Here is a 16,188-nt window from a genome sequence, read left to right on the forward strand (position 1 = left end):
ATCATTTTCACAGAATATTCATGCTTAAAAAGACTTATTTTATCAGTAACTCAATCCAAATTTCACCTATACAAAAGTTAGTTTATGATTTCATATGTACATAAATTTAAATAGATTTTTTATCTATTATTTTTTTCTATTTTCCTTATCAATTTTAATACGAGTAATATAACAGCACTTTTCAAGTACCCTTCCTTTTTTAGATAAAAAGTCTACTAATACTAAACATCTATGTCCAACTCATACATAATTCTACTTACAAACTATCGGAGATGCAAAACTATGGGAATTTCTACTCTTTTATTAAATACCTTTATTATAATAATTTGTATCCTTAGCTATCACGTATTTTGGCTAGAGTTTAAAGAGAAAATAACATGTAATAATATGTTATTTTCTATCCTTTCCTCCATTGCTATTATTTTTTGTATGACTTTTCCTTTTCATTTACATGTGGGATTTATTTATGATTTACGTTTTATTCCTATAATATTAGTTTTTCTATATGGAAATACAAAAAACATTGTTTTTATAGGAATTTTATATCTTTCTTACCGGTTTTACTTAGGCGGAAATGGCGTTCTTCCATCATTTATTATCTTTACTATCATTTCTGTTATAACAATGCTCTTTCGTTACTTATTACCTATGTATTTTAAAGAAAAAAAGATATTATTAAGCTTACTTCTTATTTTAGCATGTACAGCTTCCCTTTCTATTTGCGGTATTGTAACTCAAATAAATACAGGAGGTAAAATAGACTCTACTCTCATAGAATTTTTATTAAATTATATAGTCATTAATATTTTCACAGTATTATTATCAGTTTATTTTATAGAGGAAATGATTGAGAAATATAAAATGAAAGAAAAACTGCAACGGGCTGAAAAATTTTATATAGCTAGCGAACTAGCAGCGTCAATTGCACACGAAATCCACAATCCACTAACCACGGTACATGGATTCACTCAATTATTAAATGAAAAACATGCCTCTAAGCTATCTCAGGATCAATACTTAGAAATCATGTTAATTGAAATGCAGCAAATACAATCTACTATTAATAACTATTTATCTTTAACCAAACCACAGAATACCCTAAAAGAAAAAATAGATATTAATCACATTTTAAATCAGGTGAAAGATACTATTTCACCACTCGCTCTATCATACAAAGTTGAAATCAAACAAAATAGTACAGATTCCTTTTATATAAATGGGGACCCCGAAAAATTCAAACTCTGTCTAAACAACATCATCCAAAACGGAATTGAGGCTATGAAAAATGGTGGATTATTACAAATAAATATACAAAAAGTAAAAGGAAATATCATAATTGATATTATTGATTCAGGAATTGGGATGTCATCTCAACAAATAAAACGAATTGCTTTGCCATTCTATTCAACAACAGAAAAAGGAACTGGGCTTGGTACTATGATTGCTTATAGTATTATTAGAGAATTAAACGGAGATATAGAAATAGAGAGTGAATTAGGTAAAGGGACACGCTTTTCTATTAGTATCCCTTGCTAATGTGATAACAATTTTCTGTTTAGTTAATTACATAAATGAATTTTAAGAATCCCGCTAGCTAGCTTACTTATTAATTATCTTAAATTCATATGCGTTAATTAAATATAATAAGGATCAGAGCCTATCTATTGTTACAGATACACTCTGATCCTTTAGTTTAATTCAATTAAAAACACTTAATATTTATAACTTTTCTTACATCGTGATGAAATACTAGTTCATCGATTTTATCTTATTTACTGATTAGATTGGTTTAATATAAATATAACATCTCGCGACACTTAATTTGTTATTATCATTAGAGACATTGCCTGCAGTTGTTTTTTCATTAAAGTACAGACCTTTTTCCATTCATTGAACAAGATAACTCCCCTTTTACTACTTCACTTCCACCGTATAATTCCCTGTCCCCCCGCCATACTGATACACATGTAAATAATACTTCCCTGGATACGTATAGTAGCTACCTACTAGTTTATTCCCTTGTTGCTGAGCATACGTAACATAATTATTTAAATCTGCTTCAGAATAAAGTACCCAGTTCATTCCAATATTATTTTCATTCGTTACGTTAATTTGAAGGTTTTTAGCAGTCTCCACATTAATTTCAAAGAAATCAATTGTATCGCCATTTCCTAAACTAGCACGTAAAACTTGATTTAACTGCAATTTGTTTGCTGTTTGGAATGAGTTATTCGGTTCTTTTTCTACACTGTTATCTTCTTTCTTTTGAACAGTTACAGTCGCTGTAGCAGTATTAGTTGCTCCTTTATCGTCTGTTACCGTTAATTTCGTCGTATACGTTCCTTCTTTTGTATATACGTGAGTTGGATTTTGCTCATTACTTACTGCTCCATCACCAAACTCCCATTTATACGAAGTAATTTTCCCGTCTTCATCTTTTGATCCGTCGCTTGTAAATGAAATTGCTTCATTTACATTTCCGCTATACGGACCGTTTATAACTGCAACTGGTGCTTTATTCTCTGCACCTTCTTCTGTATTAATACCGTGGAACACAACATCATATTCAAATTGTCCTGATGTATTCACGCGATAATTTACAAAGTATGCTGTTACTGTTTTATAGCCTGTCCATTCCTTTGCACTTAAACGTTTTAACGTATCATTAACGTTTTGTGTAATTGTTTTCCAATCTTCATATTCTCCTTTTGCTGCAGTTCCTGTATATGTTCCTTGTAGTGTGAATGTATTAAAGAACTGTGATTTATTTTTCTTCACTGATACATTTTTCAATTTTGCTTCCGCTGTTATTTCTGCTGCAATATCTGAAACTGGCTTCGATGCATGATTCGCTAAATAATCGTCTGATACTAATGGCACATTATATTTCTCACGATTATCAACTAGCATTTGCATATAGTCCTGATATTCTTTATTTAAATTCGCATCTTTACTTAATGTAGAGCGATATGCATCATATACTGTTACATCATTTTTCCTAATAAGATCATGTATTTTATCGAACATATCATATCTCTTATTGTACATATACGATTGTAAAGCAAAGGAATAATTATAGAAATCCCACGTTCCATACTTTGCATTTAACGTTCGCTCTGCCGTATAACGCTCTGCTGGATTTGAAGATAATCCTCCTATAATACTCTTTCTCGGTACAACATTATCCGTTCTCGTTGCCCCTGCAAAAAATTCAGCATTTCCTTCTTCAAACCAAGATAATCTTTCATTTTCATATATTTTCCCTTGTCCCCATAACCCTGGTACTTCATATCTACCTTGTAAATAATGCGTGAACTCGTGTCTGAATAATTCTTCTAAACTATAAATACTTTCTTCTGGCGTACGCTCATAAGTAAAGAACGTACCTGTTCCTTCTATATAAAGACCACCGTTATTCGTTTCATAACCGTACAATTGACGATTAAATTGATATTCTGCTGGGCTATTATAAATAACCATCGTTAATACATCATCAGGATTTCCTTTTTCTAAAGGTTGATCACTTTCAACCGTACGATGGAATTGTGCCTTTACTTCTTTTGCCGCCCAATATAAACGTTTTACTTTTTCTTCTGTCACTTTATCTCCAGCTTTTAAAACAATTGCCCCATCATCAAACGTATACGTTTTTGGCAAATATTTTTTCTTTCCATCTTCTCTTATTTGATCTAAATTCACCACTTTACCATTTGCATCTTTTCCGCCATAATTCGTTGCAATTTGCTCAGCAGCTACGAAATATTGCTCCCCTAAATACGGATACATTTTCATCGCATCTGTTACAACTTGTAACCCTTTAGTTCCTGTACTATGGAACATACCGAGTCTACCTGTATAATAAATGCCATTATTAATAAGCCAACCGTTTTTTGCTGTAATCGTTCCCATTAATGCAAAACGACTTAATTCATTAATATAACTATCTATTTTCTGATACCATACTGTATCTTTCGGTGCTTTCCTCGTATCGTACAAATACGATTGAATGTCGTAATCAACACCTTGCATAATATCGTAAATAGCATTTCCAGCTGAAAGATTATCTACTAATGTAGAAAAATTATCATTATATTGTTTAAAAATCTTTGCAGCCGATGTTATCGTTTCCACATCACTCGAAGCGTTTCCTATTAACTTTCCGTATGATGATACCACTCTATTTTGCTCTAATGTACCCAGCTTAAAATTTGAATTGTTAGCCATCGCTTTTAATGCAGGTAAGCATTTATCATGATAACTCCGTTCATTTAATTTACTAAGTTCCGAATTATAAAATCCTAAATAAAATCCTGAACGTAATACCTCTACTAATGTCTCAATCCCTTTTGAATCATCCTTCGTATAGGCTTGTCCTTGCTGCTTCAATTTATCAATAATCGTCTGCATCCTACTATCATTTTGATAGAATGCTAGACTGTCTGTATTAAACTGAAATAGCCCCGTAATTTGCTCCCAATCAATTGTTACAAGTAAATCTACTAACTGCTGATTGCTTAATTGATTTAATTCGGCAATTGTATAAGTTTTCGCTACAGCTAATTGCTTACTTTCTTTTTTCACCTCAGGTGGTCTTTGTGATAAATCGGCAAATTGTAACCTTTTCTCAAAAGACTTGCTTTCGAGCACTTTCGATGAATGAGCTAATTCTTGTACTGGTAGTTGTACACCGACTGGCTCCATTTTGAGCACATTTCGATAAGAAACTTGCTCTCCCTTAGTATCTTCTGCCAAACTTACCCCTTGAAAACTCCCTAACATTAAACTAGCAAAACTTACCCCTACTAACATTTTCTTTGAATAGCCTTTCATGCTCTCCCCTACCTTACATTTTTAGTGTCCCGCTCCATTATTTTACTATTTTTACTTTTTGTCCTGTATTGAGAAAAAATAAGGTAACGTTCACACATGTATCCATTCCATATAAAATTAACGCTTGACTTTCCGTGCATTTTATATCAAAAAAGATAGATAATAGCAAAATTCCTGCTACATCTATCCTCATTTTCAACACTATGATTTTAACTTTATAAATGTAACTTCCGGTAATGTTTGCATGTGCTGAATAAACTCATTCTTTTCTTCTGACGATATATTTTTCAGTTGCATCCCTACCTTATAAACAGTTTCTGTACTTTGCTGTGAAGCTTCCACCTCATATGAGAGTATTGGGATGCCTTTCACTTGTAGTGTTTCTAATATTTGTTGTACCGCTTCATGTTTATTTACAAACATTTGCACTGTTATATTTTGTGGAAATAAAAATTGCACCTTAAAAATACGACTTACAATTTCTAAACCAATTAAAACGAGAATCGTCGCTCCAATACCTACTACATACATTCCCGCTCCAATTGCTAATCCTATGCCGGCAGTAGCCCATAAACCAGCCGCGGTCGTTAATCCTTTCACCGCCTGCTTTTGAATAATAATTGTGCCTGCACCTAAAAAACCAACTCCACTAACGACTTGTGCTGCAATACGACTTGGGTCTAGAGACATATGCTCTTCAAACACAATATCTGAAAAGGCATATTTCGAAACAACCATTATTAACGCACTTCCTACCGCTACGAGGAAATGAGTCTTTAATCCAGCTTCTTTCGATCGAATTTCTCTTTCAATACCAATCATTGCTCCTAACAAGCCAGCAACACCGATTCGTATAATAAAATCAAAATCTACACTCACGGGCACTTCCCCCTTTCATTCATTATAGATAGATAAAACAAAAATTATCACAAACATCCTTTTATTTACATATAGGGGTACCGCTAAAATATACTTAATACTCCGACCGTTTTATGTTAATATTTAAAATATTAACATAAAATAAATAACTTCTAATTTTAAACCTTCACTAATTTTCTAAAAAATCAAAGATGAATTACGCGAAATTAGGTTGAGAAACTATGGAAAACGCTTTCACTTTGTATCGTAATTTTTTATAAAAACTATATAAATAAAGGAGCTTACTAACAATGAACGTCTCATTACTCACACCTACTACTGATTTACAAGAAGAATACTTAGATTTCTATAACGAATGGAAAGATAGCGGTGAAACAATGATCCCGTGGGTTATCTCAAAAAATCCTGCCAACTTCCCAGCTATGGTTCAAGAACTTCTCGATGCGCATAACGGAATAAATATCCCTGAAACTTGGGTACCAGACTCTACATATTGGCTTGTTACAGATGAAAATAAAATTGTGGGAGCTGTTAATATACGTCATAGTTTAACGAAACATTTATTTAACGCTGGCGGTCACATTGGTTATGGCATTCGCCCTTCTGAAAGAAGAAAAGGTTATGCTACGAAGTTACTAGCATTATCATTAGAAAAAACGAAGGAGTTAGACATCACGAAAGTACTTGTCGTTTGCGACGCTGTGAATACCGCTTCTGAAAAAACGATTTTGCATAACGGCGGGATTCGTGATGATGATTTCACTGAGGAAGATGGGAATATAGTAAGAAGATATTGGATTGAGCTATGAATAATCACAAATAAGCGAGAAAGTGATTATACACTTTCTCGCTTATTTTACACTGCTTCTATTTCAAACTGCACTGTAATACCACTTGGATCTACCACCACAAACCCATTTGTAGTTTCATTTATTTCATGTTGTTTTTCTATTAATCTTTCTTTCACTTCGTCTAACGCTTCTTTATGCGGTAGTACAATAGCATATACCTTTAGTCCAGTTGCATATACTGGTGGGTGTGGATTGTTTACTCCGTTCCACGTATTTGCACCAATATGGTGATGATATCCCCCTGCTGAAATAAATAAGCAATCCTCTTCACGCTGTTGTACTTCAAAACCTACTGTTTCCACATAAAATTCATGTGATTTCTCTACATCAGCTATTCGTAAATGTACGTGCCCAACGACAGTATTAGCAGGCAAACCATCAAACTCATAATCAACGAGTGTCGCCAATTCTTTTAAATCAAGTGGTGTACTTCCTCCTGACCCTTCTCCCCATTGATCACGCGGACGGTCTGCATAAATTTCAATACCATTCCCCTCTAAATCTTGCAAATAAAAAGCTTCGCTATATGTATGATCACTTGCACTATTAAACCTTGAAATTGGTAAAATTTCATTTGAATATGTATAACGCCCTTCTTGCTCATCCGGGCTGTCAATTACATTCTTATTACGAAGAACCCCAAATAGCGCAGAAGCAAAAGCTTCACGAGTCGGAACTAAAAAGGCTACATGATATATACCAGTCGTACGCGGTTCTTGCAGTACCCCGTCCTCTAACTTTTCAAGAACAAGTAACGCGTTCTTTCCACCTTTTCCAGATAAATATGCTTTATTCCCCTCTTGCTTAATTACCTCTAATCCTACAACATTCTCATAAAAAGCAATTTGACGCTCTAAGTCTTTCACTTTAAATTCAACATGACCAATACGTGTTTTCGGATGAATTTGTACCATGAATAACTCCATCTCCTTATCCCTATATTTTTCCATTACATATAACCGTTACTATGAAGGATACAACTAAAATCATCCTATGTAAATAAGAAAAGTCAGAATTTACATACATTTTTATTTTCATAATAAAAATGCCACCTTTTCTAAATTTCAGAAAAGGTGGCTTTATAACTCTTATCTCATTTTATGTACTTCAGCAACTAGCTTTCCACCCTGAATGCCCATATAAAGCTTCACAGGTGCATCATTCGTATTTTCAAATACTAAATCTAAATATGGATATGCAATTGTAGCATCTCTTCCTTGTGGAACATAACCTACCGTTTTAGAATGTGTAGTTCTCTCCACCATTTTCAGGCCAGCTTGATCTGCTGCATTGTATAAAGTTGAAGATGTTTGACAAACACCACCGCCATATCCATCTACTAATTTACCATCAACTATTTCTTTCCCTAATTGATATCCTTTATCTGGTGTTGTATCACCGATTAATGAATTAAAAGAGAAACGGTCTCCTTTTGCTAACACAACTCCATTTATGCTCGCTGCTGACAAACGAATATTCTCAATACGGCCACCTGTTGAACCACCTAAGTTCGTTTCATATCTACCAATTACCGTACCATTTCCTTGCGCATCACTTAATGTTGCGACTGGTTTTTTCTCCACGATCGGCAACTGATACGTAGCATCCCACATACCAACATTTAACAATTTATCTACTAATTCTTTTTCCATTAATTCATAAGAAGGTTTTCCTTCTTGCCAACTTCCATCAGGTGCTATACGTGAAGGAACCATTTTTTTGTCGACGCTTTTTCCAATCTCACCAACAACCTTTGTGACAGACTTTTTAAATTTCGCTTCATCTTCAAAATAGCCTAAACTAGATAAATCTAATTTTTTCACTTCAGTACCAGTTCGACCATCAACTAAACTAATAGTATCCTGTACTTCTGCTTTAGCCTCTACAGTGTGCCCACCAATATCACTTACCAATGCAACATCACTTACTTTTGCACCACAGCCACCCATTATAGCTACACATAACACCCCAACTAATATACCCTTTACTTTACGGAACAATATACTCTCTCCCTTTCCCCAACATCACTATTATGTATTTATTTCATTTTTATGTATGTTTTGTTACAATCATTTTACAATATGTTTATAAAATGTTACAAGTTATTTTTCACTCTATATAAATTACTCTTTTCTTTTATAAATGTCTATACATATTTACATAAAAGTTTGAGTTTGATAGAATTGTAACTTTTATGTAAACTCTCCCTTTTATCCAGTATATACCATTACACAAAAGAAATACAAATCAAAAACCCCCAAGCTATTTTTTATAAAGTGAAACTGTAATCAGTGGGGGTCTTATTGCCCAGCAAATAGTGGGATAAAGAGAAATCCCGTCAACATAAATAGGTATTTGCCGTGCCACCGCTCCGCTTTTGCACATACATTATGGTGAATTCAACCTATTTTAAAGAAATGGAGGATGTTATTATGTATCCCTACAATCCATATGATCCATATAATCAATATGCGTACCAACAACCACAGTATGACTTACAAACACAATATCAATCTTATATAGATCAAGCAGAGCACACGAATCCATATGACCAAAATAGACAATTCCAACTTCCAATCTCTTTTCCTGGCACTGGAAATCGTCAATTAGAAAGACGCGTAAATGAGCTTGAACAAAGAGTTCGTCAACTAGAAAATACAGTTGAGCGCCATACACGTAGACTAAACCGCTTAAACCAACGTTTACGCACAGTAGAAAACAGACTAAACATTCCATTCGCAGCATTAGAAGACGGATTTTAATTGAGAAAATAAAGATTATATAAAGGAAGGGGCTTCCCCTTCCTTATATAAATTGACGAAAGTTTTTTCCATCTCTATACTGATAAGAGTTAATGAAATGAAACAAGGTGATAAATATGGATTTTGAAATAAATTATCTTTCCTTTTATGTTGTACAAGTAGAAGGAAAAGGTGAAGCAGTTGATAAACGCTACAAACATTTTCAAACTTTAGACGCTGAAGAATATGAAGATAGTTCCTTAAAAGAATTTTTGAATGGTGAGTTATTAAAAATATCGAAGCGAAAAGTAGAACGTCATGCAAAAACAGAACAAGCCCCAACAAAAATTGGTCGCTTTATTGTAGAAGAAGGGCACGAACTTGATTCAAACCCTCATTACAACCTTTTTAATCGTATTCGCTTTGCAGAAACAAAAGAAAACTTTAAAGATATGAGCGAACCTCTCGTTTATACATATCTTGACACAAGCGCTGTACGTGGTGGTGTATTTTTAATTGCTCAGGCAAAACTACGCAAATACTTTGATGATCCATTCGTATTCGTAATGAAATGCGACTTTGAACCAAAGGTTGCTTCTATTTCTGATGAATCAACACTGATTCGTAACGTTGAAATGGCCATCACAACAAAGAATATGAAATCTATCCAATATCCGTACATGCCTGAAGAAGGAATGGTTGAAGTAGGCGAACTAAAAATACATCAAGCATCACATGCCCGCTACTTTGAAGACTTCTTAAAATTCGTCGAATATGAACGCTCTATGCCTGAAATTATGAAAACACAAGTAATGGACATGGTATACGACCAAATTGAAGATGTATTTGAAGAAGGTACGGAAGAACGCGAACAATTCGACCAAGCGATGGAAGTATGGGCTGCCAGTCCGAAACGCGAAATTATGGAACAATTTTCAACTGAAGAAGTAATGGAAGCAACCGCTCAAATCGTCGAGCATGCTCCTGAAGTGGAATTAAAACTAAAAGCCGATCATATCTCTGTGAAGGCGTTGCTTGCGGATTTTGGGGATCAAATACATATTGCGAAGGTAAATGATCGATATGTACTTATGATTGAAGCAGACACACTTACATTTGAAAAAGGCTTCTCTCCTATTGAGTTTCTGAAGCCAGATGAGCTGCAAGATGTGATTGAGCGGATTGAGAATAAGCAGCAGTATTCGTTTGATCCGAGCGGTATTGAATAAAGTGAAACTTTAATCAGTGGGGTTTTGTTCATCCCCCACTAATTATTAGCCCTCACCAATCGGGCTTTTACGGGATAAATACTTCCATATAACTGTTGTTACTGGGCGCTTTTAATAAGCGCTCTTTTATTTATATTAAAAACCGATTCTACTAAGAATCGATTTTTCTGCTTTATAATAAAACATGTTTATTTTCAAATTTTTTTGATGCAAGATGACATTTGTTGCAGAATCAAATATATCCCTTCCTTGTTATACAGGCTTATTTCCATTAGAAATATCTACTTCAATATTTCTAGTTGACCAAGTCCTTCTATAAGTTGTTAAAATGCAAATTTCACTTTACTACCTCAAATTTATTGTACTCGTAAAAAGATAATTGAAAACGATATTCCGGATGTTCTCTCACCCAATCGTAGGCTTCTTCTAAAATTTCCATTTTGTTTTGCAAGTCATTAAGTTCACTACATTCGTCCCTTTTCTGTTTGCACAGAGGGCAGAATCCATTCACTATTTCCGCACTCGTCGCCCTAATAGTTTTACTTTCTAAATCAACTACTAGACGAAGGATAACAGAATGCTCTTCTTTTGTAGTCACCTTCATTTCAGCAATCCTATCCTCATTCCAAAAGACACCGTTTAATTCCATCTTTACTGTGACATCTTTAATATCCAAGTCTACCACTATCATACCTCCCTTGTACAAAACTCAATCTTACTCTTCTATTTTAAACTTTAATACACCACAACTTAAAGAGATATTAAGTTTTTTCCAATTCTTCTTTACTATGAAAGAAAGTGTAGTTAATGCTAATTGTGTGGTAAATATTATCCCAAAAACTAAAACAGTTAAAATGTTAAAGATTGTTTCCATTAAACTACACTCTTTTCTTTATATATATTTTTATTTTATTAATACAGTTTAAAACTCTTATTACGTCTTAACACTCCCAAAGCAATTATAATGCACAATCACAACAACAAGTTGATGCCTATTTAATATCAATACGCTGTTATTACATGTATGTAGTTAGAGATGGAGGAGCAATTCATTTAACCTCTGTATTCTCCTCCATCTCAGCCAAATACCTAATCTGCCGTTCCGCTTTTCTCACTGCTGTACGAAAATGTTTTTTCAGGAGTTCTACTGTATTTTCACTTATATAATATCTTTCCGTTATACTTTCCCACGTGTCACCACTTTCAAATGTACTCCATTCAAAAGGGCGTTTTGTATTTTTCTTTAGTTCTTTAAACACCCATTTCCGCATCTTTTTTTTCGCTTTTTCTGTTAGTTTTCCGTTTTTTACAAGTTCAAGTTCACCATGTCTTTTGTATCGCTTATTAATATCTCTCTCGCTATACACTTTAAGAAGTATATTTGCTGTATTTTCAGCATCTGCTAAAGCACGGTGCTGTTTTCCTTCCCACGTTAAAGCGAGCTGTTCTACCGCAAATTGTAAACTTGGCGTATGTTCAAACAATTCCTCATATGCTTGGAAAACAAATTTTTGCAAATCAATTCTATTTTCTTTTTCTATACTTGGGCATTCAACACCATATAATGTACAATCATGAGATAGAAAGCGATAATCTTCTTTTCCCCATGAAACAAATATAGAACCTTCGCCGATGAACTGAATAAATTTCTCTATAATTTGAGGGAATTTTTCTACACCCATTAAATCTTTTTTCGTAATACCGGTTAATTTTGTTGTATGACGAGTTAATCGTGCACTTGGTTTTACTAACTCCGAAAATTCTTCAATTATCTTCATTGTACCTATTTCTATTTTTACAGCTCCGATATCAACTATTTCTGATGGATCTTCTGATTTATACGGTCTGAAATTCCTTTCAATATCAAACACAATGAAATGTGTAGCGTTTTTCAATTTATTTACCTCTTTCTAAATTCCTTTTCACACAAACACTTTATTTTCAGTATTTATTTATTCATGTACTTTATACAAAAATACTCCGAATAAATAAATGAAAATTCAGTCTTGTTATGATATGTAAGTAGGAGGACATCTATAAAAGTGCAAAAAAAAAGAAGGGCGAGCCCTTCTTTTTTCAAAAATTACTTCTTGTTTACGTTAGTAGCTTGAGGTCCACGGTTACCTTGTTCTACTTCGAAAGTAACTTCTTGACCTTCTTCTAAAGTTTTGAAGCCTTCGCCTTGGATAGCTGAGAAATGAACGAATACGTCTTCTCCGCCTTCAACTTCGATGAAACCGAAACCTTTTTCTGAGTTAAACCATTTTACTTTACCGTTTTGCATGAAAAAAATCCTCCTACAATGTACCTATATGTACATATTCATTTTCAACCACCTTACAATAATAAGCCAGATATTAAAAAACTGCAACCCCTGAGGAGATTTAACATTGCTATCCTCCTCGGAAGTTACAGCTCATTTAAATCTCTATATTATTAAAAGTAAAATGGTTTAAACATACTATATCATATCAATATAATAAAAGTAAAGTTTTTTCTTAAATTATTTTTTGTTCCCACTGCATTGCTTTTAATTCACCTGATCCGGCTACTACATAACCCTCTTTTTGATTAACAATACGCCATCCGTGCCCTTTAACTGAATCACATACTGTAACAATACCTTCTTCAAGAAGCACACGGCACACACTACTAATACCCGCCTTATTTTGCGTTGAAGTTGTATATAAAACATGTTGATCTACACTTAAGTCTAAATAACTACTTGCTTTCTGCTCACTTTGACATGTGTGCCAATATATTTTTTCACTTGCAATACTTTCATCTATTTTACAATAAGAAATATTCCCTCTAACTCCCTTGCACGATCCACTTGCCGCTACTAAATAAGAATTGTGTAAAGTCAACGCGGAGATCATTTGATTCATCGCAATTTTAATCCTCTTTAATTTACGTGTCTTCAAATCAAAGAGCCAAACACCACTATATTTAGCATGTATTTTCGTACCAATAAATAAGTAATGTTTATATAAAAATAACGATCGAATAGACGGTGCCGCACTGCCATACTCAAGAAACGGATGAATAGTTTCCCATGTCGAACCGAAATTATTAGAAAGATACAGCGTTTTTTCTCCATGAGCAACAACAGTTCCTTGTACATTGCTACATACATTCCAACTCGTTGCTTTTGTTGGAAAACGCTGAATTGTCCAGTTCTCTCCACCATTCATACTACGAATAAAAATCCCTTCGTCACCTACACCATAAACTACATTATCTTCGCTATGTAAATCCCTAATTCGTTTTTGAAAACCATTTAAAATTCGTTTCCATTCTCCGTCTTGTTCAACAAATAAGCCATTATATGTAGTAGCTAACAACAGTTTTCCATCTCTTAACTTTGTAATAGCAGTTGCACTTAACATTGTCTCCACGTTGACACTCCCATTCTTAGAACTTCTCAGCAAATGCAATTGCAAAATTACTGCATTTTTCAACATCCTCTTCATCTTCTGGAGCTAATTCAATTTTTAGCCCTTCTTGTACAAGCTCTGCACCGCGCTCTACAAGACGTTCTTCAAATATCGTTACCGCTTCACAAAACAGTTCATACGCTGTATCACCCGATCCGAACACCGCTACCTTTTTCCCAGCTAAATCTATATTTTCTAAGTCATCATGAAAATCTTCCGCTTCAAATGGTAATTCACCATCGCCCCACGTATAAGATCCTAAAATGATTCCATCATAAGCTAATAATTCTTCAGCATCCATGCCTTCCATTTCTTGCAATACTACTTCATGATCAAAAGCATCTAAACTAACTTTAATTAAATCAGCAATACTCTCTGTATTTCCTGACATACTTGCATAAGCTATTAAAATTTTTGCCACTTTGGCATCCCCCCTCTAAAAATAAATGATTCTCATTCTCATTATATTAATAATGAGAATCAATTTCAATTGATTTTTTCTACTTTTATTTACATTTCACATTACTTATTTCAAATAAAGTGAAACTTTAATCATTGGGGTATTCATCCCCCACATAACTTCTTTGTTCCGCTGAATTTTGAGGCGGGGGGCTTACTGTCCGGCAAATAGCGGGATAAAGTGAAAGTTTAATGAGACCTCACCAATCAAGCTTTTTCAGACAGCCCACAAAGAGCGGAATAAATAAAAAAGCACAGATGACTATACAATCATCTGTGCTTTTTTATTACTTTTTAAAAATACCAAACGGCTTTCCAACTGGTAAAACAACTTTTCCAAAGTGTGTGTTTAACACTGCTGCTGCTGAACCATAGAAAGATAATAATGAAATAAGAAGTTCAGAATATGCTGCTAAATTATGCATTGCATGCGGCATAACACCTAAAGTACTTAATGAAAGACCGATAAATAAGAAATCAATAAGGACGAAAATCATAAATAATACTTTATGTGTTTCCATTGCACCAATTGTCATAAAGATTGTGAAAATCAAATATCCGATAAAGGCTACACCAAGCTGTTTTGAATCTGCAGCTTGTGCTAATTTTTCGCCAAATACTCCAAGTTGAATTAACCAAGTCATTCCAACACCTAGCCAAAATAGACCGTACGCACCGAATGCTGTTGTACCGAATGTATTGTTATGCTTTGCATCATGAATGCAAGCAAAGATTTGCGCAAATCCTCCTAAAAAGATTGCCCACGGTAATACAAGTGAAACACCATCTGTTAAGCCTAACTTTTGAGATGATGCTACAAGTGTTACCATCGCTAATCCAAATAGACCAATTCCAGATGGATCTGCTGTTGTCATTTTCACATGATGTGTAGTAGTTTGATTGCTCATATAAACCTCCTGATTATAAACATACTCGAATACAATACTTAAATCAGAAGCCTATGTCAATGGTTTTTTTTGTATGTTGTCAGACGTTATATTTTATAATGGTTAAATATATTTCCGACCACTTCATAAGGTTTTATATTCACTTTTTCCAACTCATTTATCGGTAGCCATAACGGAATATAACTTCCTCTATCTTCCCACTGAAATTCCTCAGCTGTTCCACTTCCGAACACTCCGACTGTAATATAGGCAGCATAATAATATTCATTTCCTTTATATTTTACCTTTGCAATAAGGTGCTCCACTTTTACATGTACCCCTAATTCTTCGTATACCTCTCTTTTCGTTGCCTCTTCAGGCGTTTCACCTTCCTCAACCCCTCCGCCAGGAAACACATAATATGTTTCCTCTTCTCGAATACGTTTTATAAGAGCGATTTTTCCTTCCTGTACAATGATAGCCGCTCCGCGATTTCTTATCATTTTATTACCTCAATACGAATCGCAACTGTTCCCCACTCTTTTTCTTGTTCTTTCGTATATATTTTGTATGTACTTTCTAACATTTCCTCTAAACTATCATTTTCACAATCCAATAATTTTTTATCGATTTGTTCATACATGGCTTTAAAGCTCTCGTATCGCTTTATTTCCGTTACTTTTACCGTCATCATTTCTTTTGTCGTAAGATTCGTAAATACGATTTCATCGCCTTTGTTTATTAGTTGACGTTTTTCATCGTATAGGCGTACTTCATATACTTTTTTTCCTGATTGAATTGACTGAAACGGTTTATTATATAGACCCATTTCGTATCGCATACATCCCACTTCCTTTTGTTCATTTCACCTATTA

Annotated in this window: 16 protein-coding genes; 4 read left to right on the plus strand and 12 right to left on the minus strand. The window is 34.0% G+C overall.

The window, feature by feature from the left end; all coding sequences use genetic code 11:
• Nucleotides 1–282: 282 nt before the first annotated feature.
• A complete protein-coding gene (locus tag QO049_RS17405; RefSeq protein ID WP_246960824.1) occupies nt 283–1,536 on the plus strand; it encodes a sensor histidine kinase in 1,254 nt (417 codons plus the stop codon).
• A 378-nt stretch (nt 1,537–1,914) separates the two neighbouring features.
• Here QO049_RS17405 and colA read toward each other — a convergent pair whose 3' ends face one another.
• Together colA and QO049_RS17415 are read right to left on the minus strand one after the other, a co-directional pair.
• Nucleotides 1,915–4,830, minus strand: a complete 2,916-nt coding sequence (colA, locus tag QO049_RS17410) for a collagenase ColA (RefSeq protein WP_246960843.1) — start codon at nt 4,828–4,830, stop codon at nt 1,915–1,917.
• A gap of 201 nt (nt 4,831–5,031) precedes the next feature.
• Entirely contained in the window at nt 5,032–5,709 is a 678-nt protein-coding gene (locus tag QO049_RS17415) for an MgtC/SapB family protein (RefSeq protein WP_000109721.1), read from the minus strand.
• Nucleotides 5,710–5,999: 290 nt separating this feature from the next.
• Between QO049_RS17415 and QO049_RS17420 the strand changes: the two genes are divergently transcribed.
• On the plus strand, nt 6,000–6,518 hold the full coding sequence (locus QO049_RS17420; RefSeq protein WP_001103121.1) for a GNAT family N-acetyltransferase: 519 nt from the start codon (nt 6,000–6,002) through the stop codon (nt 6,516–6,518).
• 47 nt (nt 6,519–6,565) lie between these two features.
• On the opposite strand, the gene QO049_RS17425 is transcribed toward QO049_RS17420, so the two are convergent.
• The gene (locus tag QO049_RS17425) at nt 6,566–7,474 is read right to left on the minus strand and encodes a VOC family protein (RefSeq protein ID WP_000249877.1); all 909 of its coding nucleotides are present in this window, start codon (nt 7,472–7,474) and stop codon (nt 6,566–6,568) included.
• A 174-nt stretch (nt 7,475–7,648) separates the two neighbouring features.
• The gene (locus QO049_RS17430) at nt 7,649–8,560 is read right to left on the minus strand and encodes a VanW family protein (RefSeq protein WP_246960846.1); all 912 of its coding nucleotides are present in this window, start codon (nt 8,558–8,560) and stop codon (nt 7,649–7,651) included.
• Between the two features lie 432 nt (nt 8,561–8,992).
• On the opposite strand from QO049_RS17430, the gene QO049_RS17435 reads away from it, so the two are divergent.
• Nucleotides 8,993–9,322 carry a hypothetical protein gene (locus QO049_RS17435; protein ID WP_000283715.1) on the plus strand — a complete coding sequence of 110 codons (330 nt, stop codon included), beginning with the start codon at nt 8,993–8,995 and terminating at the stop codon, nt 9,320–9,322.
• A 116-nt stretch (nt 9,323–9,438) separates the two neighbouring features.
• Nucleotides 9,439–10,530 (plus strand): DUF3900 domain-containing protein, encoded by a 1,092-nt coding sequence (locus tag QO049_RS17440; RefSeq protein WP_000345046.1) that lies wholly within the window; start codon nt 9,439–9,441, stop codon nt 10,528–10,530.
• Between the two features lie 337 nt (nt 10,531–10,867).
• On the opposite strand, the gene QO049_RS17445 is transcribed toward QO049_RS17440, so the two are convergent.
• The 8 genes from QO049_RS17445 to QO049_RS17480 all read right to left on the minus strand — a co-directional run bounded on the left by QO049_RS17445 (nt 10,868) and on the right by QO049_RS17480 (nt 16,154).
• Nucleotides 10,868–11,215 carry a hypothetical protein gene (locus tag QO049_RS17445; protein WP_000227983.1) on the minus strand — a complete coding sequence of 116 codons (348 nt, stop codon included), beginning with the start codon at nt 11,213–11,215 and terminating at the stop codon, nt 10,868–10,870.
• A gap of 364 nt (nt 11,216–11,579) precedes the next feature.
• The gene (locus QO049_RS17450; protein WP_246960849.1) at nt 11,580–12,425 is read right to left on the minus strand and encodes an exonuclease; all 846 of its coding nucleotides are present in this window, start codon (nt 12,423–12,425) and stop codon (nt 11,580–11,582) included.
• 188 nt (nt 12,426–12,613) lie between these two features.
• Nucleotides 12,614–12,814 (minus strand): cold shock-like protein CspB, encoded by a 201-nt coding sequence (gene cspB, locus QO049_RS17455; RefSeq protein ID WP_001179150.1) that lies wholly within the window; start codon nt 12,812–12,814, stop codon nt 12,614–12,616.
• A 214-nt stretch (nt 12,815–13,028) separates the two neighbouring features.
• Nucleotides 13,029–13,928, minus strand: a complete 900-nt coding sequence (locus QO049_RS17460; RefSeq protein ID WP_246960853.1) for a WD40/YVTN/BNR-like repeat-containing protein — start codon at nt 13,926–13,928, stop codon at nt 13,029–13,031.
• A gap of 16 nt (nt 13,929–13,944) precedes the next feature.
• Nucleotides 13,945–14,388, minus strand: a complete 444-nt coding sequence (locus tag QO049_RS17465) for a flavodoxin (protein ID WP_001062752.1) — start codon at nt 14,386–14,388, stop codon at nt 13,945–13,947.
• A 325-nt stretch (nt 14,389–14,713) separates the two neighbouring features.
• The gene (locus QO049_RS17470; RefSeq protein WP_000070938.1) at nt 14,714–15,334 is read right to left on the minus strand and encodes an acetate uptake transporter; all 621 of its coding nucleotides are present in this window, start codon (nt 15,332–15,334) and stop codon (nt 14,714–14,716) included.
• 86 nt (nt 15,335–15,420) lie between these two features.
• Nucleotides 15,421–15,816 carry an NUDIX hydrolase gene (locus QO049_RS17475; RefSeq protein WP_246960879.1) on the minus strand — a complete coding sequence of 132 codons (396 nt, stop codon included), beginning with the start codon at nt 15,814–15,816 and terminating at the stop codon, nt 15,421–15,423.
• On the minus strand, nt 15,813–16,154 hold the full coding sequence (locus tag QO049_RS17480; protein ID WP_001268348.1) for an ASCH domain-containing protein: 342 nt from the start codon (nt 16,152–16,154) through the stop codon (nt 15,813–15,815). Before QO049_RS17480 ends, QO049_RS17475 begins: the two co-directional genes overlap by 4 nt.
• Nucleotides 16,155–16,188: the final 34 nt, after the last annotated feature.

This window comes from Bacillus sp. RB3, assembly GCF_030164735.1.
GTDB classification, from domain to species: Bacteria; Bacillota; Bacilli; order Bacillales; family Bacillaceae_G; genus Bacillus_A; species Bacillus_A cereus.

Coding starts and splice junctions, on each gene's coding strand:
- QO049_RS17475 (WP_246960879.1), bottom strand. CDS start 15,816: ATGATAAGAAATCGCGGAGCGGCTATCATTGTACAGGAAGGAAAAATC.
- colA (WP_246960843.1), bottom strand. CDS start 4,830: ATGAAAGGCTATTCAAAGAAAATGTTAGTAGGGGTAAGTTTTGCTAGT.
- QO049_RS17405 (WP_246960824.1), top strand. CDS start 283: ATGGGAATTTCTACTCTTTTATTAAATACCTTTATTATAATAATTTGT.
- QO049_RS17440 (WP_000345046.1), top strand. CDS start 9,439: ATGGATTTTGAAATAAATTATCTTTCCTTTTATGTTGTACAAGTAGAA.
- QO049_RS17480 (WP_001268348.1), bottom strand. CDS start 16,154: ATGCGATACGAAATGGGTCTATATAATAAACCGTTTCAGTCAATTCAA.
- cspB (WP_001179150.1), bottom strand. CDS start 12,814: ATGCAAAACGGTAAAGTAAAATGGTTTAACTCAGAAAAAGGTTTCGGT.
- QO049_RS17425 (WP_000249877.1), bottom strand. CDS start 7,474: ATGGTACAAATTCATCCGAAAACACGTATTGGTCATGTTGAATTTAAA.
- QO049_RS17470 (WP_000070938.1), bottom strand. CDS start 15,334: ATGAGCAATCAAACTACTACACATCATGTGAAAATGACAACAGCAGAT.
- QO049_RS17420 (WP_001103121.1), top strand. CDS start 6,000: ATGAACGTCTCATTACTCACACCTACTACTGATTTACAAGAAGAATAC.
- QO049_RS17435 (WP_000283715.1), top strand. CDS start 8,993: ATGTATCCCTACAATCCATATGATCCATATAATCAATATGCGTACCAA.